Source organism: Paraburkholderia sp. J12 (assembly GCF_905220215.1).
Lineage (GTDB): Bacteria > Pseudomonadota > Gammaproteobacteria > Burkholderiales > Burkholderiaceae > Paraburkholderia.
Map to the genome: position 1 here is coordinate 296,324 of NZ_CAJMZC010000007.1, position 21,035 is coordinate 317,358.

At 61.3% G+C, this 21,035-nt stretch carries 9 protein-coding genes; 4 read left to right on the top strand and 5 right to left on the bottom strand.

The features are described from left to right. Positions 1–52: 52 nt before the first annotated feature. The 5 genes from U5760_RS17840 to U5760_RS17860 are packed head-to-tail and all read right to left on the bottom strand — an operon-like array spanning position 53 to position 12,076. Positions 53–970 (bottom strand): UDP-3-O-acyl N-acetylglycosamine deacetylase, encoded by a 918-nt coding sequence (locus tag U5760_RS17840; RefSeq protein ID WP_322013574.1) that lies wholly within the window; start codon positions 968–970, stop codon positions 53–55. Beyond that, positions 967–8,550 carry an SDR family NAD(P)-dependent oxidoreductase gene (locus tag U5760_RS17845; RefSeq protein WP_322013575.1) on the bottom strand — a complete coding sequence of 2,528 codons (7,584 nt, stop codon included), beginning with the start codon at positions 8,548–8,550 and terminating at the stop codon, positions 967–969. Before U5760_RS17845 ends, U5760_RS17840 begins: the two co-directional genes overlap by 4 nt. Next, complete coding sequence (locus tag U5760_RS17850; protein WP_322013576.1) at positions 8,547–10,085, bottom strand: LTA synthase family protein; 1,539 nt, start codon at positions 10,083–10,085, stop codon at positions 8,547–8,549. The genes U5760_RS17845 and U5760_RS17850 overlap by 4 nt, the downstream gene beginning before the upstream one ends. A 1-nt stretch (position 10,086) precedes the next feature. Beyond that, positions 10,087–10,875 (bottom strand): SDR family NAD(P)-dependent oxidoreductase, encoded by a 789-nt coding sequence (locus U5760_RS17855; protein ID WP_322013577.1) that lies wholly within the window; start codon positions 10,873–10,875, stop codon positions 10,087–10,089. Beyond that, positions 10,868–12,076 carry a capsular biosynthesis protein gene (locus U5760_RS17860; RefSeq protein ID WP_322013579.1) on the bottom strand — a complete coding sequence of 403 codons (1,209 nt, stop codon included), beginning with the start codon at positions 12,074–12,076 and terminating at the stop codon, positions 10,868–10,870. The genes U5760_RS17855 and U5760_RS17860 overlap by 8 nt, the downstream gene beginning before the upstream one ends. Before the next feature lie 1,126 nt (positions 12,077–13,202). On the opposite strand from U5760_RS17860, the gene U5760_RS17865 reads away from it, so the two are divergent. From U5760_RS17865 to U5760_RS17880, 4 genes are all read left to right on the top strand, one after another. Continuing rightward, a complete protein-coding gene (locus tag U5760_RS17865; protein ID WP_322013580.1) occupies positions 13,203–13,901 on the top strand; it encodes a sulfotransferase family 2 domain-containing protein in 699 nt (232 codons plus the stop codon). Continuing rightward, complete coding sequence (locus U5760_RS17870) at positions 13,894–17,418, top strand: methyltransferase domain-containing protein (RefSeq protein WP_322013581.1); 3,525 nt, start codon at positions 13,894–13,896, stop codon at positions 17,416–17,418. Before U5760_RS17865 ends, U5760_RS17870 begins: the two co-directional genes overlap by 8 nt. Then, complete coding sequence (wecB, locus tag U5760_RS17875) at positions 17,415–18,542, top strand: non-hydrolyzing UDP-N-acetylglucosamine 2-epimerase (protein WP_322013582.1); 1,128 nt, start codon at positions 17,415–17,417, stop codon at positions 18,540–18,542. The genes U5760_RS17870 and wecB overlap by 4 nt, the downstream gene beginning before the upstream one ends. A gap of 314 nt (positions 18,543–18,856) precedes the next feature. After that, positions 18,857–20,944 (top strand): glycosyltransferase, encoded by a 2,088-nt coding sequence (locus tag U5760_RS17880; RefSeq protein WP_322013583.1) that lies wholly within the window; start codon positions 18,857–18,859, stop codon positions 20,942–20,944. The last annotated feature ends 91 nt before the right edge of the window (positions 20,945–21,035 follow it).

Consider the following 21,035-nt stretch of genomic DNA (forward strand, 5'->3'; position numbering starts at 1 on the left):
TAGTTCGTACGCGCGTTCCAGCGCAGTTGCGTCGCTCTGTTACGTCAATCGCTTACGCTTCGAATTCGGTCCATTCCCACGCATCGCGGTCGGCCAGCAATGCGCTCAGCAGACGGTAGTTCATTTCATGGCTCGGTCGTAGCGCGCTCACACGGCCCAGAAGCGGTGCGCCCGCAAGCGCCAGGTCGCCGACCAGATCGAGCACGCGGTGGCGCACGAACTCGTCGGGCAGACGCATGCCGCCCAGCACCCGATTGCCGACGATCGAAGCGGTGCACGAAGGCCGCGCGCCGCGCAGGATCGGCATGCCGCGCACATAGCCGGCGATGATGGCCGGCACGGCCCACTTCAACCGGCCGTACGAGCGTGACGGCGCGATCTCGCTGGCGAAAACGTCGGGGGTCAGCGCACCCTCCCACGTCATTTCGCCAAAGCCTTTGAGATCGTTGCGCACGCACATTTCATAGCGCGCGGCAGGTTCGACGCGCATTTCGCGGCGCTGGCCGCCGCTGCCGTCGCTCACCACCACCGGTTTGAGCACGCGAATAAAGCGCTTGGGCTGCGCGAGCGCACGCCGCCCGCAGGTGCGGATCGCTTCGATCCACGGCTGCGCGCTGCCGTCGAGAATCGGCACTTCCTCCGCATCGAGCTCCACGATCGCGTGATCGATTTCGCAGGTCAGCAGCGAGGCAAGCACGTGTTCGACCGTGCGCACGCCCTGGCCGTCCGCTGAGCGCAGCATCGTGCACAACGGCTGCGCGCGCCGCAGCGCTGGGTCGGCACGCAGCCGCGCCAGTTCGCGGCCCTGGCTGTCGACCCGGCGGAACACGATGCCCGGCGACGCCGCTGCATTGTGGACCGGCAGAATACGCACGTTCACGGCGCGCCCTGTGTGCAGTCCGTGACCGCGCATCGTCAGCTCGCGCGCGAGCGTGCCCTGCGTGCTTTGCCAGCCGGCCGGCGTGCTCATTCCACGAGCTCCGCCTGACCAGCCGCCAGCGGCGAGGCGGCACGCGCCGCCTCCTGCAGTTCGCCTTCGAGTGCGTGACGGCTCGCGAGTTGCGCCAGCGCTTCCTGCGTATTCGCCTGGGGCACGCTTTCGTCCTCGCCCGCTTCGTCGGCCTCGACCGAGTCCACGATACGCGCCGCCAGCGAGCGGACCGTCGCGCCTTCGGCGATGGCCATCACCGAGAGCTTCACTTCGAACATCTCCTCGACAGCCATGCCGAGTTCCATGCCCATCAGCGAATCCATACCCATGTCGAGCACGGATCGCTCGAGGTCCACACGCTCGGGCGCGAGGTGCAGAATGCGCGCGATCTGCGCGCGCAGCGCCTCTTCGACGAGCGCGAGCGCTTCGTCACGCGGCATCACGCGCATGCGGTCGCGTAGTTGATGCGAGCCTTCGCGTGCGGGTTCCTGCGCGCCGTGCGCCTGCATCGACGCGTAGCGCCGGGCAACCGCCGCCGGCATGCCGCGCGAAAGCGCCTGCCAGTCGAGGCGCACGACCGCTTCGCCCGCACCGCCCTCCAGCAGCACGCGTTCGAGCGCCGCGAGCGCTTCGTCCGACGTAATCGAAGCACCGCCGATACGCGACTGCAGCGCCTCGCGCGTCTTCTCGTTGCGTGCAAGAAAACCCACGTCTTCGAGCGGCCCCCAACCCATCCACGTGCCCGGCAGGCCCGCAGCGCGGCGCGTTTCCACGAGCGCTTCGAGGAAGCTGTTCGCGGCGACGTAATTCGACTGCCCGGGGTTGCCGAGCGCGGTCGTGGCCGACGAATAGACGATGAAGAAGTCCAGATCGTGGCCCAGGGTCGCACGATGCAGATTCCATGCACCCGCTACCTTTGGTTCAAGAACGGCCGCAAAACGCGCGTCGTCGAGATTGCGCAGGAGACCGTCGTCGATGTGCATGGCCGAATGCAGCACGCCCTTCACCGGCGTGCCGCGTGCGTCGATGGCGGCAACCAGTGCGGCAACGGCTCGCGCATCGGTGGCGTCGCACGACACCACATGCACCTGCACACCGGCCTCGTCGCGCCAGCGCGCCACCTCGTCACGCGCTACGGCATTGAGCACACCGCTGCGGCTCGCCAGCGTCACGTGGCGCGCGCCGCGCTGCACCATCCAGCGCGCGCTCGCAAAGCCGAGGCCGCCGGTACCGCCGATCACGAGATACGCGCCCTGCGCATCGAGCTGGAGACTGCGGCCTTGCGCGAGACCGCGCTTCGGCGCGGGCGCACCCGCCGGATAGCCGACGAGTACCTTGCCGATCTGGCGCGCCTGCTGCATGTAGCGGAACGCCTCTTCCACGTGCACCGCCGGGAACACGCGATAAGGCAGTGGGTGCAGCACCCCGTCGCTGAAGCACTGCATGACTTCGCCGAAAAGACGTGTCGTCAGTTCGGGCAGCACGCCCATCAATTGGTCCGCGTCGATGCCGAAATAGCTGATGTTGTTGCGGAACGGACGCAAGCCAATGCGGCTGTTCTCGTAGAAGTCGCGCTTGCCGAGTTCGAGGAAGCGGCCGAACGGTCGCAGCGTGTCGATGCTGCGCACCATGGCCTCGCCCGCGAGCGAATTCAGCACCACGTCCACGCCCGCGCCGCCCGTGGCCTCGCGAACCTGGTCGGCAAACGCAAGACTGCGCGAGTCGAACACGCGGTCCACGCCCAGCAGGCGCACGAACTCGCGCTTCTCGCGGCTGCCTGCCGTAGCGAATACTTCGGCACCCAGGTGACGGGCCAACTGAATAGCAGCAATGCCCACGCCGCCCGCGCCGCCGTGCACGAGCACCCGCTCGCCGCGGCGCAGGCGCGCCAGTTCGACAAGTGCGTAGTACGCCGTAAAGAAGGTGGTGGGGATGGTTGCGGCTTCCTCGAACGTCATCGAGCCCGGCTTGTGCGTGATGGCGCCCGCGCGCGTATGGACGTGCGTTGCAAAAGAAGCCGGTGCGAAACCGAGCACCGCATCGCCGGGCTTGAACGCATTCACACCCGCGCCCACGCGCGTCACGCGCCCGGAAAGCTCCATACCCACCGTTGCGCCCGCAAAGCCGGTTTCCACGGCCTCGTCGGAAAGCAGGCCCATCGCGTACATGACGTCGCGGAAATTGAGGCCCGTGGCGACAGGCTGAATCTCCACTTCGTCGTCTTCGAGCGCGCGCCCGGGCAACGCAAACCATTCGAGGTTGCGCAGCGAACCCGGCGTATCGAAGGCCAGCACGGCAGGTGCGCTTTCGGCGTTAGCCGCGGCAGAGCGCAGGTGCGCTTCGTCGGCGTCCAGCATGCGCGGCACGAAGCGGCCGCGTGCGCTCAGCAGCACTTCCTCTTCGACGTCTGCGGCAACGAGTTCGTCGGCCAGCGCTTCGGCTGCGCCTTCGCAAGCCGAGGACACGTCGATCAGGCGGCAGCCCAGTTCCGGATGTTCGTTGGCGAGCACGCGCCCCAGGCCCCACAGTGTGGCCTGACCGGGGCGGCGCACTGCGCCATCCGCTGCGAGGCTCGCGAAAGGCGCGCCGTCCTGCGTGACGATGTTCAGTTGTACTGGCGGCGACCCGGCGCCCAGTTCGCGCACGAGCCGCGCGAGCGCGACCGAAGTGGCGTGTTGCGTCTGCATGAGCGCGGCGCCGTCCGCGTCGGCCGATACCGTGACATCGGGCGCGAGGAACACGAGACGCAACGGCGCGTTGTCGTCGTCCAGGCGTGCCGCCGCATCCGCTTCGTGCAACGTGGGTGCGAGGTCTGCCTGCGCCACGAGTGCAACCTCACCGCCTCGCGCGCGCAACGCTGCCGCGAGTGCCTCGGTAGGCGCGTCCGCCTTCGGGTCGGCGTGAATCAGCAGCCAGGTGGCCTGCGTCGCCGGCGTTGCATTGGTGGAGGCCGCCAGCGCAACGGAAGACGGTGCTCGCGCAACGATCAGCGTTGGCGTGCCTTCGAGTTCGAAACCCTGCTCCGCGAACGACACCACATCGGCAAATCCCGCCTCCTCCAGCAATCGCACGATCTGCGCGGCGGAAAACGAGGTCTCGGCAGCAGCGCGCCCAGGACCAAAAACGATATCGCCGAACCGGCTGCGGCGCGGCTCGGCGAGCACGACGAACGCGCCCGGCGCGAGCCAGCCGCGCAGCGCGGCGAGCGCCGCAGGCGCATCGCGCTGGCCGGACAGCAGTTGATTCGCGATCACCACGTCGTAGGGCGCGTCATCTTCGGTCTTGAGCGCGAGCCGGTCGGCCGCCGCAAGCGTGACGAGGCGCGCGGCGTGCCCCCCTTCGGCAGCCAGCGCCGCCAGTTGCGGCGCCGTGCATGCAATCGCGTAGTCGCAGCGCGCCGCATTCAAGGCCATTTCGAGCGGGCGCGGCACGTCCACGTCGGTCCGGCCGATTTCGAGCACGCGCAGGCGCCGCGGCGACCGCCACGCCTGCACCGCGCGCGACGTGAACGCACCGATCAGCGCGCGCACATGCGACCAGGTGGGCGACGCTTCGAAAAAGTGCTCGACAAGACTCTGGCTCGTCGGCGACATCAACCGCTCCGGCGCCAGCTCGCCCTTCAGGAGCGCCGGCAGCGAAGCACCGCAATGCGCAAGCAGCGTCAGTTCGGCGACGTGCGCAGGCGACTGCTCCAGCAGGCTGCGCCACAATTCATCGACGCCCGGGAGTGCGTTGCAGGCCTCGTCGTCCCGAACGAGACGCTCGCCTTCCCAGCGCGCGAGCCCGTCTTCGACCAGCATGGCCGCAAGCGACGATTCCAGCGTCACCAGCGGCCCCGCGGAAAGCGCTTCCGGTACATCGAACGCGCCGGTCGCTTCGAGCGCGCGCAGGGCGTAGCCGCTCGCAAGCACGTCGAGCAGCGGCAGCACTTCGGTCAGATGCATCGTGCGGCGCGCTTCGGCGTCGCCTGCGGCGAGCGCGTGCACTGCCTCATCGAGCAACACGGCGCTCGCGGGCAACGACGAGGCGTCGAAACCGCCCGCCAGCGGCCGCGCTTCAAGACGGTACGCATAGCGCGACGGCGCCACCTGGCGGCGCGAAAGCAGATCGACGCGGCGGAAACGGCAGGCGGCAAGGCGTGCCACCACATGCCCCTGCGCATCGAGGAAATCGAACGAAGCCACCACGGAATGCGGGCTGCGGCGCTCGATCGTGGCCAGCACGCGCTCCACGCTATCGCCGCGCAAATAATCGACGCGAGCAATCTGCACCGGCACGTAGGCGGCGCGATCCGCGCCAGCCGCACGATCGGCCAGCAACGCGAAAAGCGGGTGGAAACCGGCATCCATCAAGGCCGGATGCAGCAGATACGGTGCAGCAGCCGGTGCAGCGAGCTCGGCCAATGCGACGCCGCGCGCCGCACGCACCTCGCGCACGAGCCGGAAGGCCGGGCCATACGAGAGGCCGATCGTCTCCGTGTTCGCGTAGAGCGTTTGTGCGTCGAGTGACGGCTGCGCGAGCAGCGAATCGAGTGTCGCAGCGGAGACGGTTGCGTGCGCATCGAGCGTGGTGCCGCTCACGAGCAACCGGCCGACCACGTTCGTCGCCCACGCGTCTTCGCTCATGCGGTCGCGCGTCTCGATCGTGAACGCCGCTGTACGGGCATCGATCGACAGGCGGAACAGCTTGGCATGCTGCGGCTGGAACACCACCGGCTGGCGAATCTCGACGTTTTCGAGCGCACAGGAGGCCGTGCCGAAGAATTCGCGCGCCGCGGCCAGCGCCATTTCCACGAAGCCCGCGCCGGGGAAGGTCACGCCGCCGTCGACAACGTGGTCCGCGAGAAACGGCAGACGCACCGGATCGATATGGTTTTCCCACGCAAATGCATGCTCGTGCAGCCGATAGCCCAGCAGCGGATGCTCACGACGGCGATTGGCGAGACCATAACCCTCGACCGTCGGCATGATCCAGTAACGTTCGTGCTGCCACGGATAGCGCGGCAGCGCGACTTCGGCCGAAGACGGCGAAGCTGCGACGAGACGCGCCCGATCCACCTGCGCGCCGTGCGCCACGGCGGAAAGGATCGCGCGGTGCAGCGTGAGCGCGCTGTCGTGATGCCGCTTGAGCGTGGCAAGTGTCACGCCTTGCACCTTCAGCGCGTCAAGCGACTGCTTCACGTAGGTGCGCAGGATCGAGTGCGGACCGACTTCGAGGAACATATGCACGCCCTCGTCCACGAGCCGCGCGATGGCCTCGCCGAAGCGCACCGGCTCGCGGATATTGCGCCACCAGTATTCGGCGTCGAGCGCCGTACCGTCGAGCGGCGCGCCCGTCACCGTCGAAACGTAGCGAAGCGCGGCCGCGCGCGGCGCGAGGCCCGCCAGGCGCTCGCGCACCACTGCCTCGATCGGATCCATGTGGCGGCTGTGGAACGCGTAGTCGAGTTCCAGCAACTGGAAGAACTGGCCGCCAGGCCGTACCGCGGCCTCCAGCATCTGCAGGCCGGCCAGCGAACCCGCGAGCGTTACCGATTGCGGACTGTTGATGCCGGCCACTTCGATATCGCCGCGCAAACCCAGACGCTCGATCAGCTCGCGTGCCTCGTCCTCGCCAATGCCGGCCGCGGCCATGCGGCCCGTGCCGCGCGTCATGGCCTGGGCGCGGCTGCGGATCTTCACGACACGCACGGCATCTTCGAGCGTCAGCGCACCCGCGGCCCAGGCGGCGGCAACTTCGCCCACGCTATGGCCCACGCTCGCGCAGTACGCTACGCCGCGCGCCTCGATCACGCGCACGACGCCCACCTGGATCGCGAAGAGTAGCGGCTGGGCGTGCTCGGTCGCGGCAATCACGTCCGCATCGACACCCGCCTCCAGCGCGGCCAGCAGCGAGGGGCTGCCGTCCGCACACCAGAACGCATCGACTTCGGCCACGGCGGCGCGGAAAGTTGCATCTTCCGCGAGCAGCTGTTTGCCCATGCCGGCCCACTGCGCGCCGTTGCCCGAAAACACGAGCGCAACACGCGACTCGTCTTCCAGCGCCTCGCCATGCACGACGGCCGCGCACACCTCGTCGCCCTGTGGCAGCGCGAGCGCCGCGAGCCCCGCGTGCGCTTCTTCGATGCTTGCTGGCGCAACGATTGCGCGCTCTTCCAGCCACTGGCGCCGATGCGCCGCCGCGCTCGCAAGCGCATTCCACGAAACACCCGCGTCCAGCCGCGCGCGGTAGTCTGCCGCAAGCGCGGCGAGCGCCGCCTTCGAGCGGGCCGACAACACGAGCGGCTCGAAACCCGGCTGGGCCGGCGCGGCTTCGCGCTCGACCGCGGGCGCTTCGGTCAGCACCACGTGCGCATTCGTGCCACCAAAGCCGAACGAATTGATACCGACGACGAGCGAATGCCCGTCCTCGCCGATCGGCGTGTAGCGATCGACGACGCGCAGGCGGCCGCCTTCGAAATCGATATTCGGATTCGGCTGCTCGAAATGCAGCGTGCGCGGCACGGCGCGATGCTTCAGGCACAGAATCGCCTTGAAAAGCCCCGCCATACCGGAAGCCGTTTCCAGGTGGCCAACGTTCGTCTTCACCGAACCGATGAGGAGCGGCTTGTCCGCCGGGCGCCCGGCGCCCGCGACTTCGATCAGCGCGCGCGCCTCGATCGGATCGCCCACCGCCGTGCCGGTGCCGTGCGCTTCCAGATAATCGACCGTGTGCGGATCGATGCCCGCGCGCGCATAGACCTTGCGCAGCAGCGCGGCCTGCGTGGCCGCACCCGGCACGCTGATGCCGCCTTGCGAGAAGCCGTCCGAATTCACGCCGGTCCCGGCGATCACGGCATGGATCACGTCGCCGTCCGCCAGTGCACGCTCGAGCGTCTTCAGCACCACCACGGCGCCGCCCTCGGCGCGCACATAGCCGTCGCCCGTTGCGTCGAATGCGCGGCAACGGCCGCGCGGCGAAAGCATCGAAGCCTTCGAGAAACCCACAAAGCCGAACGGATGCAGCAGCAGATTCACACCACCGGCCAGCGCCATATCGACGTCGCCCGACTCCAGCGCGCTCACGGCCTGATGCAGCGCGACGAGCGAAGACGAGCACGCCGTATCGATCGACATGCTGGGACCGCGCAGATCGAACAAATAGGAAATGCGGTTCGACGCAATGCTGAGCGTGTGGCCCGTGGCCGAATACGGATCGACCGAATTGAGGTCGTCCATGCTGCGATTGGCGTAATCCGTGCTGGCCACGCCTACATAAACCGCGCAATTGCGGCCGCGCATGGCCTGCGGATGCACGCCCGCGTCCTCGAACGCCTCCCACGTCAGCTCGAGCAAGAGGCGCTGCTGCGGATCCATCTGCGTGGCTTCGCGCGGCGAAATGCCGAAGAAGCCGGCGTCGAAGCCGGCCACGTCGTCGATCACGCCCGCTGCGAACGTATAAGCCTTGCCGGGCTCGCGCTTCGAGGGATGCTGATAGAACTCCGTGCCGAACCGATCGGCAGGAATTTGCGTGACGACGTCGCGCTCGCCTTCGAGCAGACGCCAGAACGCTTCCGGCCCGGTTACCCCACCCGGGAATCGGCAGGACATGCCGACAATTGCAATCTTGGTGTTATTCATAGCTGCGCTGTTTTCTCCGACGAACCTGCCGATGCCCCGCGCCCGCCTGCCCGCCCCATGGCGTGGAGCAGTGCGGCGCCGAGATCCTCGACGGCTCTGTCTTGCTTCCTGGCTGGCCGGTCTCCGAAATTCCGCCAGATGAAGTAATGGCTTTGGCCCGGTACGTTGCCGAGCCGCTCGAATACATGGGGTAATGCCGGCACGTGATCGCCATAGAAACACAGGATCGTGTCTCGACGACGTTCGCGCAGATGGGCAAGGAGCCGACCGATCATGGCGTCGGCATTTGCAATGTGACGCAGATAAGCCGTGAAATCGCGCCACGCGGGATCTTCGCCCAAGGCGTGATAGTGCTCGGCCTCGCCGGGCTCGACGGATTCGAGGTGCAGCGGGCCGTGGTTCTCCATCGTCATCGCAAAGAGAAACGCGGGCTGCGCACGGTTTTCGTCGAGCAGCGCGATGAGGCGATCGAGAACGGCACTGTCCGATACATACGGTCCGGCGCGCGAGGCGCGCTCGAAGGCGCGGATATCGAGGAAACGATCGAACTGAAGCAGCGGGAAAGCGCGATCGCGGCCAAAGAAGTCCGCATAGTAAGGGTGCACCGCAATCGTGCGGTAGCCCGCGCGGCGAAACCAGCCGGCCAGCGTGGCACAGGTGCGGCGCACGAAAGCGTACGGATAGAAGCGCGCATAGCCCAGACGCGACGAAGGCAAGCCGGTGAGCAGCGCGAATTCCGAGCGCATGGTATTGGCGCCCCAGGCCGGTACGCTCAGCGTGCCGTGTTCCAGGGACTCGCGACGGGCCTCGTCGAAATGCGGGAGAAGCCCCAGCGCGATTTTGTCCGTGAGCGTGCGCGGATCGAAAAACGACTCGCTCTGGATGACGATCACGTCCGGCCGGCTTGGCGGATCGAACTCTTGAGCGAAGGGCCCCTGCGACACGGCGTTCGCGAACGCGCGGAACGTGGTGGGCCGCATGCCGTTGAGCAGGTAAGCCACGAAGACCGCAAAAAAGCCGTGACGGCGCTGGTCCTCGAGCGGATCCAGCGTGAGGCGCAGGCGCGGCGCGAGCAGGTAGCCGAGCGCGAGGCACGCGAGGGCGCCCCCGGCGGCATCGCGTGCCGCGACTGCCGGCAACGTCTTGTCGGCGAAGAAGCCTCCGGCCAGCGCAACGACACCCAACGCAATGGCGACGACGGTGGATACGCTCAGAAACGGCAGATAAAGACGCGGATGCGCGAACAACTGGCTGAAGAGGCTCAGGTCGGTAAAGACAAAAGGTTCGCGCAAGGAGGCGTACTTGGCATTGCTGACTGCGCTCACGAGCGCAACGAGTGCGAGCGCAACGAACGCCGCGAAATCCGGCCGACGCGTGAGCGCGAGCATCAGACAGGCGACAAAGAGCACGCTAACCCCATGCAGGGCGAGCGCAGACCACGCGCGGAAAAAGCCGGCGCGCGGGACCGCGATCCTATCCGCGGCAAATGACAGGAGGATGGCAACGGCAAAGGCGACCGTTATCGAGGACGCCACGCTATCGCTCCTCGCGCGGCACGTAAGACAGGCGCCCGAGGATGGCGTCCGCAAAAGCAGCCGGCAGAAGCGGCAAGAGGCGCATGCCGAGCGCCAGGAGGCCAGGGAATGCAATCTCGGCACGCCGGGCCGCGAGGCCGCGCTGGATATGAAGCGCGGCCTTGTCGGCGGACCACAGGCCGCGCTTCTCGCCGGGGAACACGTCGCTCATGGCCGTCTTGACGAAACCCGGCAAGACAACGGAGAGGCGAATTCCGTCGCGCGCCAATACCGGACGCACCGAGTCGCCCCACGCCTTCAAGGCGGCCTTGCTGGCGCAATAGGCCGGCGAAATGGCCATACCGCGCAGCGCGGCGATCGAGCTGATGAGCGCGATCTGACCGCGACGGCGCGCTCGCATGCGGTCGATAACCGGCAGGACGGCGTGCATCGCGCCATAGAAGTTGGTATCGACGATCGACGCGGTGCGCTCGCGCGGCTCCCAGTCGGTGGCGTGTGCAAGCGTGCTGGCCGCGCCGGCGTTGGCGATCAGGAGGTCGATGGGGTAAGTGGCGTCGAAGCTGTCGAGCCAGTGCTGCATGGCGGCGGCATCGCGGACATCGATCGTTGCAGTCACAACAGTAGCGCCGCGGGAGCGGCAGTCGGCGGCGCTCGATTCGAGGCGGGCAGAGTCGCGACCGCTCAAGGCCAGCACGACGCCCGGACGGGCGTAGGCGAGCGCCAGCGCGCGGCCGAGGCCGGCGCTGGCGCCTGTGATGGCGATGTGGCGGGGCGACGACGCGTTACGCATGCTCGGCAGCCTCGAGGCGATGGACGGAGCCGGCTACCGCCATTTCGATGCCGGTCTTCGTATAAAAGTCACCGTTGATCTGCGTGTGGTGAATGATGTAATCCAGAAAGCACTGGTAGAGGTGCATATCTGGCGGTTCACCGTGGCGCCAGAAGTCGTCGAGCGAACCCTGCCATGTCATGCCAGGCATGTCGTAGATCGCTGTGCCGAGGGCGATTAGCGGGCGGCGGTGGTGGAGAGCGGAGAGGCCTACCGTACTATTGACTACGACTACGCCCTGTGCGTGGTCAAGCAACGTGGGCAAGTGGCCAGCGTCGATGAAACGCAAGCGCTCAGTCAGATTCAGTTCAACCGCGAGTTGCTGAGCGTACCTGGCATAGTCGATCAAACCCGTGTCGAGGGGATGATTCTTGATTACAAGCCACGCATCCCCGGGCGCACAGAGCGCAAACGAGCGCATAACCTTGGTTACCGCCTCTCGAACGCCATCGAATGGCGAATGAACGGCGATCTGTGCGTCGGAATTCAATTGCAGGGGGAAAAGATAATACCTGCGGCCGGCATCCAGAAGATCCCGCGTAACTCGCTCGGCATCCCGGTGATGACTGCGCTGTCGAAGCGCCCGCGATGCAAGACCCGAATACTCGAAAAAACCGTTTCTCGGTCGGTGGCTGCGGTAATGCGGAAACCGCATTGAGCAAAGGGTGTTTGCCGCCCGGTAGCGGATGTCGTGACATGCCCGTTCGAAAAGGTTATAGCCGGTGGCCCGACCGAGCGGACTTTGCGGCGTGGCAGCTCGCCGATCCAGATACCAGGATGGATCGCGCGGCAATAGCGAGCGGCCGTTTACCCCATGTCGCTCCATGGTCAGCCAGTGAGGCCGAACATAACCTTCCTCGAAGACATGAACCTGAATCCCTGCGTCCGATGCGACAGAATGCATGGGAAGATGAACGTGCCGGCAATCACCAAACATGATTACGTCGGTGAAATTGCCGGCTTTCACTACCCTGCCATACCACTCGTGCAAATTGCCAGCCTTGTCAGAGTAGTTCCACGCCGGAACAGCGCCGGAATAGAGCAGATCGCCACCGCAAAAATTGACTTTTTGGATTGCGTGACCACGTTTTTTTAGCGCAACGGCAAGCTCACCAAAGAAGGGAGAAGCCGTGCCTTGCAAGGCAAGGAATGAGCGAGACATCTGCTTCTTTGAAAGGGGCACGGGCTCCGCCAGCATGCATCCTAACCCCGGGATGCCTGCGACGCGATGAGACCTGCAGATCTATTTAAATTTGGATGATCGTGTCAGGGGGCAGATAATACACTGGATCTATGTAAGCACAGAGCTATTTTTTGAAGTGCGCCCTCTCGATCCCGACGCATTGGCAGAATTCACGCAAGCTCGCTATACTCCCCGCCCCTTCTAGCGTAGTGCAACCAATTCGCGGTTGAGAAGCGCCAGCTTCATCGTCCTTACACCGAACCGCTAACTCTGGTTCGAATGCAACCCACGACTTTGCCCCTTCCAGGTCAGCCGGATAAGCGCGCTTTGCTGAATAAATGGCGGAAAGCAAACCAAATAGCGGGAAAGCAAACGTTTGCATCCAGTCACTATGCTTGAATATGCATGCAATATTCTCTTCCCGACTTCTCCATTACTCCACCGCTCACGCAGCCACAAGAGGCAACACCTCAAGTGTTGCAATTCGCCAAAAACGCGATAGTAAGCCGCCCCATTCAACTCGAACACAAGTACCGGAATATGTGATAATTTCGCGCTCGTTGCCGATATTCCGTTCCGGCTTGAGGACGTTTCATCCTGTACCGCCACCAGCTATACAACAACTAGCAAACGCCCCCGGGGATTCAAAGTGGGCGCCACTTACCATAAAAAATGCGCAGCTTCCACCGTTTAGACATTTCACTGTCGCGAATATACGCAGACAGTCCGCTGGCCAGGTATCCGTTTGACCTGCCCAGAGCGCGGTCACCAATGAAATCTCCGTCAGGAAGCGGGCCGCAAATGGGACGATAGTTCCTTCATAAGCCTCGAGCGGTCTGCGCCCGACTGTTGCATGTTGAGCGGCATCCCTTTTCCGCGTCGGAGTACACGCGCCTGACGACTCCCACCGCGCATTGCAAATGCCCGTCTCCTTGCCTTAACACGGTAGATATTGCCGCTCTTGCGCCGTGACGACGGTGTGACACACACAAGCGCGGCATTGAAATTTGATCAGGCAGGTTCCCGAAAGAGTGGGACGGCAACAGCCGGTGCCCATTGTTGTCGGCTCTGGGATGTCTACGGAAAAGTTGCATTGGAATCGTATATGAAAGTGACGCCGGCAGTCTTCATCCATATTCCCAAAACTGCAGGGACATCGCTTGGCGTTGCATTGCGCAAACACTACAGCGCGATAGACGAGCATTACCCTCCAGAGGGAATCAGGTACACCCGCCACCCAGACGACGTGGACTGTGTCATGGGGCACTTTGCCTACGGCTTCAATCGGCACATTCTTGGCGAGCGAGAATCGTTCGAGTTTACTTTTTTGCGAGAGCCGCGAAAGCGGTTCATCTCGCAGCTCAGATACGATTTCAAATTTTTCTCCGAACTTGATAGTCCGCATTCTCCTGGCTTGCCGGAAATCGTCAACGCCGATTCGATATGGGAATTTGTCGAAAGAAACGAACTTCTGTATTTCGACAACTGCCTCGTCCGCTACCTCTCTGGACGATGGAACTATGCCCCGCTCGGCACCTTGACCCAACGGGATCTCGATTTGGCGAAAGAGAATCTAATGCATCTGGATTTCGTTGGAGACGTTGATAGCTATGAAGCCGATGTACGCCGGCTAGGTGATTTGCTTGGTTTTCAAATTGAAGTACTGACCGAGAATCGGGGCGATTACACGGCCGAGAACACCCTTCTGGACGAGAGCGTCATACCCGAGCAATTTGTCGAAATGGATGCCGAACTCTACCGATTCTATACAGACTTTGTACGCATGGAGAACGGCCATGACTGACATTAACTCAAAGGCCTACTGGGATGGCAGATACGGCGGGCACTGGGACGCATGCGACGGACCCGCTCAATCGCGTTTTTTTTCAAATCTGGCACTTCGCATATTGCCGGAATGGCTTCTGGGGGAGATACGTCGAAGCCACTTGACGATCGCAGATTGGGGTTGTGGCGAAGGAGACGGGACCGACGTCTGGGCGGCCTACGCACCGGTCGAGCAAATTACCGGTATCGACTTCTCCGAAGTAGCGATTGGCACAGCCAGGGACCGATATCCGAAAGTCCGTTTTTTGGCAGAAGATTGGCTGACTGACTGCGCGGGCGATCAACAGTTCGACATAGTTTTCTCGTCGAATGTAATAGAGCACTTTCACGATCCTCAAAAGGTGCTAAATGTGCTTTGCAACCGGGCACGCAAAGCTATTTTTTTAGCGCTTCCTTATCGTGAAGTATCACGTATTTCTGAACATTTTTTCACGTTCACGCCGAACAACATACCAATCAACCTCGGCAAGAGATTTCGGCTTGTATTTTCCAAAGTCATTGATTGCAAGGCAATTCCAGACAACTACTGGCCTGGGGAGCAGATCATCCTGCTGTATATCGATACGGACTGGGGCGACACGCTGCAATTGACATTGAGCGACAGTTCGACCGAAGGCGATTCAAACGATGCGGAGATCGCCTCCCTCAAATCGATGATTGCGGAGTCGAATGTGAGATCCAGTGAAAAAGAGAATCGCTACCTGGAAGAGATTCGATTCGCACTCTCGAATCTCAGCGATCTTCACCGAGATCATGTCTCGGCCGCGAGCGAGCACGCGCAGAGACTCGATACGCTTGCACACAGGGAGCGAGAATTCACCGAAAAATACATAGCCCAGATGCTGGCATTGCAGGCTGAGTTGTCGAAAGCACAAGGCGAGTTGCGTTCCGCCGAACAACGGTGGTTCGGTAAGCTCCGTGCTCAGGATGGCCTGTATGCAGCCAAGCACAATGCTCTCCAACAAAAGCTGATCCATACCCAGCAGCTGGCATCGTCACTAGCGAAAGAAAAGACTGAACAGGCGGAGACTTTTGAACGACAAGTGGCCGACTTGCGCGTTTTGATGGAAGGGCAGCAGCGTGAGCAGATGCAAGCGCACGCGGAAGAAATTGAGCTTATTCGATTGTCGGCAGAAAAGCATAAGACCGAACAATACGAACAAGCCCAGGCATATGCGCAAGAAGTCGAGCTCATTCAGATGTCGGCGGAGAAGCGTTGTGCCGACCAAAGCGCGGCGTTCACAAGGCAACTACAGCAATTCGAAAGCGCATACGCAGCGCGTGAACACGAATTGTCCGAGCGATTGACCTCGGTGCAAGACGAGGCCAAGCAGACAAACGACGAATGGCAGAAGTTGCTGGACAAGCAGCTGGATGCACATGAACGACAGGCCAGCGAGCTAAGGGGCAGGATTGACGAACTGGAGAAAGTCAATTTCCGGCAACAGGAGGAAGCTCGCGAAAGGCAAGGAGCGTTCGAGGCACGCGAGTCGCATGCGATCGAAATGTATGGCACGCGTGAAGCTAAGTTAAACGAGATGATTGTGCAGAAGGACGAGAACCTTCATGCGCTGATCTCCTACGTCGGAATGCTGGAGCAATGGCGATATGTCGTCGAAGCAAGCCTGGCTTTTCGTTTGCTGAGCTGCTTTTCGCGCCGGACGAGACAGGCTCTTCCAAAGTTGCATCCGGTCGAAGTAGCACTGCTGCAAAGCACCAGCGGGACACTCGCGGAAAGCAGTAGTGGCATGGACTATCAAGGTGTGAATAACTATCTAAACATGTTGGATATCGAGGGAATGAAAGTGCACGACGCTGTTATGGGGAATAACAATGTAAAGACTGTGGATGATCTGTTGGCCCTGCAAGGCACGCAGTTCATCGATGCCGCCTATCGCGCCATTCTTGATCGCGAACCGGATCACGCCGGCAGGTCATACTACTTCCGGCGGCTCCAGTTGGGTGTGGGCAAGGTTGAGATTTTGTCGCAAATTAGCGCATCTGAAGAAGGAAGGTCCAGCGGGCGTGTTCTTCCACGTCTGAATGAAACCATCCGCCGTGCAAAGTGGAGCCGGGTTCCCCTCCTCGGTTGGCTCGCTCCGCGGACTGAAAGAACGCACTACAAAGTGCGAGCTATCGAGCACAGTCTGTCCGAGATCGGCCAGGCCACTACACGGTATATGCCGCGTCTCGAGCGTGAAATTGCAGCAAAAAGCCGTGATATCGAAAGTAACGCCGGCCTCATCGCCGAGTTGCAGCAGCAACTAGCCGCAAGGGATGCAGAACTGGCCGGCACGCGGCAAATGCTGACCGAGACCACCGGGCAACTGGAGCAACTCACGCGCGCAACCGATCTCTCCTGGGAGCAGTTCCAGGTCCAGATATTGGCGCGCCGAAATGAATACAAGGGCGTATTCATTCAGGAGTTGGTTATTGACTGGAACGTGCCGCTCTATCAACGACCACAGCATATTGCGACTGCCTTTGGTCGACTTGGTTATCTTGTCATTTTCCGGACCGACAACTGGGGCGGTGACAACGTAAGCGGATTCCGCCAGGTCGAAAGGAACGTCTGGATTACCAATCGACAAGAAGCGAGTTCGATTGACAATGCCGTGTACTCCTTCTATAGCACTGCGTATGCGAACACTCCGGAACGTATTGAAGCTGCGGCACGACGGGGTGTGGTCGTCTATGAATATATCGACCATATCGATCCAATGATCAGCGGCAGTGCCGAGAACATCCAACGACTCGTCGCGCTAAAGGACTATGCCTTTTCAGGGGGCGCTCAATTTGTCGTGGCTTCGGCAAAGAAGCTGCACGAAGAGGCCGTAGGAGACGTGGGCGTCGATCGTGTCATTCTTGCTCAAAATGGCGTAGACACCGATCACTATCGGAATCCAGCCCATCAGATGACCGTACTGCCGGAGTCGTTGACCCAATTCCGAAAGAAGTACAAGAAGGTCGTTGGCTATTTCGGTGCTATCGCACCGTGGCTGTGGTACGAGGCCATCGAAGATCTTACAAAGGCGCGACCGGATCTGGGTTTCATCTTCATTGGCCCCGACTACTACGGTGGGGTGGACAAGCTGGCCACTCGAGACAATGTCCTCTATCTTGGCGCAATCGACTATAAAATCCTGCCGGCGTACGCGCGTCAATTCGACATCTGCTTTATCCCCTTCTCGCCCGGCGAGATTGCAAAGACCACGTCACCGCTGAAGCTGTTCGAGTACTTTGCACTCGAAAAGCCTGTCGTCGCTACGTCGGATATGGCCGAATGCGTGGCCTTCCCGGAGGTCTTCGCCGGTAACTCCGCCAAGGGCCTCAGTACCGCGATAGATAACGCGTTTCGGGTCAAGGACGACAAAGCGTTCAAAGCCCGGCTGTCGCAACTCGCAGATCAAAACGCATGGATCGAACGTGCGCGTGCAATGGAAAAAGCTTTCGAAATCTCTGGTGCCAAACAATGAAAAAGAAAATTATCTGCGTAGTAGGTACGCGTCCGGAAGCGATCAAGATGGCTCCGGTCATCCTGGCGCTTCGCGAGGAACAATGGGCCGATGTTAAGGTCCTCGCGACGGCTCAGCATCGGGGGATGCTGGATCAGGTGCTGGATCACTTCAAGATCGTTCCGGATATCGACCTGAACATCATGCGCCCGAATCAGTCCCTCACGGAACTGACCGCACGCCTGCTAGTCGAGTTAAATCAGGTTTTCCTCGATGAAAAGCCAGCAGCGGTACTCGCACAAGGCGACACGACCACCGTAATGGCCGTTGCGCTCGCATGCTTTTACCACGACATCCCGTTCGGTCATGTCGAAGCGGGTCTGCGCACGGGCGATCTTCGCAGCCCGTTCCCCGAGGAGGCAAACCGGGTCATTGCAGGCCGACTCGCCAAGTGGCACTTCGCTCCAACAGAGAGCTCGCGCCGCAATCTCGCCAATGAAGGTACCGCGAGCAGCGACGTCTACGTCACCGGGAATACCGTGATCGACGCTCTGCTGATGACAGCATCGCAGGCCACTGATCTGGCGATTGCTCCCGCCCCGGACAAGCGGATGATTCTCGTCACGTCCCATCGGAGAGAAAATTTCGGCGCACCGTTCCAGTCGATTTGCCGGGCACTGCGCACGGTTGCGGAACGCAACCCGGACGTTGCGATCCTCTACCCCGTACACCCGAACCCGAACGTCCGGAACGTGGCGCACGAAATGCTCGGCGGACTGGACAACGTAACGCTTTGCGAGCCGTTGGACTACGCGCCGTTCATTGCGGCAATGAAGCGCGCGCATTTCATTATTAGCGATTCGGGCGGCGTTCAGGAGGAAGCACCTGCGCTAGCCAAACCAGTTCTCGTCTTGCGGGAAGAGACCGAGCGTCCCGAAGCAGTCGAGCAAGGTGTCGTGCGGCTGATCGGCACCGACTATGAGACCATCGTAACCGCCGCTCAGGAACTGCTCGACAACCCCGCTGCCTATAGCCAGATGGCGCGAGGCGTGTCGCCGTATGGAGATGGTCAAAGTTCCGCGCGGATCACGCAGATCCTTCGCAATTACTTTGTGCAGGTGGAGAGCAACGCGGAGGCGATGTAAGTACGACCGACTCCCCCTGATGACCGGAACCGGCGATAACAGCGAGATGGGAGGCATACCCGTGAGGGCTTCGGTGTGTCTCCGCCCCGCATGGACATCACCGATATCATCAGGGCTGATTGATGGGTTGTTCTGCAGGATCGGGGAATGCCTTGGCGAATAGCGCCCCGACCTGCATGCACTATCGACGTGATTGGCTTCTCGCGAGTCAGGCGCCACTACCATCTTCGATACGTCAAATGACTGCACGAATGTCTGCGGGCGCCAAGGGCAATTAAGCTCACCCCAGCGATGCGAGACCAAGAACCTACTGCATGAGCAAGATAACTCGACACTTGAACGGCCGCTCCTGGCAGTTGCTGATCAACGAGCTGGCAGCGACCTTTCGTTTCCTCAAGAAGCGACTGATAGTCAAGCCGTACGTCAATGTGCGGAAATACGCACTGGCAATCGTGCCGTTTCAAAGGCCTGCACGCACTCCGATCGCTCAGAAAGAGCCGCTACCGGATTACATCGTATGGGGCGTCATCGACTGGAAGTTTCGGCACCAAAGGCCGCAGCACCTTGCGAGCGAACTCGCTGCAGCCGGCCGCCGCGTATTCTACATATCGTCGAATTTTCAGGCCGATCATAGAGCAGGGTTTGTCGCAGAGGACTTGAACGGCCTTGGAAATCTATACCAGGTCAAGCTTTTCTTGCGGCGACCGCAAATCATCTACTTCTCCACGGCCGACCAGAAAGCTGCGTCACAGTTGTGCCTGGATATCGGTGAACTCCTGAACTGGTCGAAGTCGACCAACGTCGTCTCCATTGTCCAGCATCCATTCTGGTATCCGGTCGCGTCCTCGTTACCGAATAATCGCGTCATTTACGATTGCATCGACGATCACGCGGGATTCGGCAACAGTTCCGACGAAGTCCTGGCGCTCGAGGATAAGTTATTCAGGCATGCTGACATGACGATCGTCACGTCTGGCAAACTGAAAGAAATGGCTGCCCCCCGCACAGATCGGGTCGAGGTAATTCGCAACGCGGCAGATTACGCTTTTTTCAGCAATCACGTTGAAACCCAGTATCGAGATCCCGAAGGGCGTCCTGTCATCGGCTACTACGGTGCAATCGCCAACTGGTTCGATCTGGATCTCATCGCGTCCGTGGCGGAGCACTTCCCACACTGTACGGTGTTGCTGGTCGGTGCCGATACGATCGGCGCGCGCGCGCAGCTCAGGCACCATGCCAACGTTCGATTTGTCGGGGAAGTCGAATACGGGCGCCTGCCCTTTTTTCTGTATGCATTCGACGTGTGCCTGGTGCCATTCAAGATTATTCCCCTTACATTGGCAACCAACCCCGTCAAGGTCTATGAATACCTCAGCGCCGGGAAACCCGTGGTCTCGGTAGATCTACCCGAAATGGCCGAGTTTCCGGAACTTGTACATGTTGCAAAAAACAGCGAAGAGTTCATCTCCAGGATCGCCGATGTACTGGCGACACCTCAGTCCGAGCCTCTTGTAGCATCGCGCAAACAGTTCGCCAAACGCCAAACCTGGAAACATCGGGTAGCGGATCTGATCGACTTCGCCGAGCAGACGATAACTGAGCCACTGGTAAGTATCGTGGTCGTTACGTTCAACAATCTCGACTTCACCAGGCGATGTCTCGATAGTGTGGTCGCTCACAGTGGACACTCGAACCTTGAAGTCATTGTTGTCGACAATGCATCGAGCGACGGGTCACAAGCGTATCTGCAAAATTGGCAGACGTCCGGCCCCAACCGTCATGTCATCCTGAACGACGACAACAGGGGATTTGCGGCGGCTAACAATCAGGGGATGGCCGTCGCCACTGGTGACTACCTTGTTCTATTGAATAACGATACCGTAGTGACATCCGGTTGGGTGCGTACAATGCTACGTCACCTCAAGCAGCATCCCGATATTGGACTTCTAGGCCCGGTGACCAACAACATTGGAAATGAAGCGAAGGTGGATGTGGCATACAAGGATCTGGGCGACATGCATCGTGTGTCTGCCGACTACACACGGAGTCACATCGGTCAGATCTTTGATTTGCGCACTTTGGCTTTCTTCTGTGTCATGTTGAGGCGCGACGTGTATGAACGCGTCGGCGCCCTGGACGAGATCTACGGATTGGGCTTCTTTGAAGATGACGACTATTGCAGGCGTGTGCAGAAGCTAGGATTGCGCGTTGTCTGCGCACGGGATGTGTTTGTTCACCATCACTTGTCGGCGTCGTTCATGAAAATGGATACGAAAGCGCGTCGACAATTATTTGCAAGGAATAAGCAAATTTACGAGGCAAAGTGGGGAACCTGGATTCCGCACCGACATCGAGCCAGGCGTGCATCGTGGCGCAAAAGTCTGCCGCTTTTTGGAAAATGACAGATGTGGGTTTTGTTTGTGGAGATATTTCTGGCACAAAGCCATATAGACATCTCTCCGGTCAAACCCTACCTGGATTTGCAGCATAAAG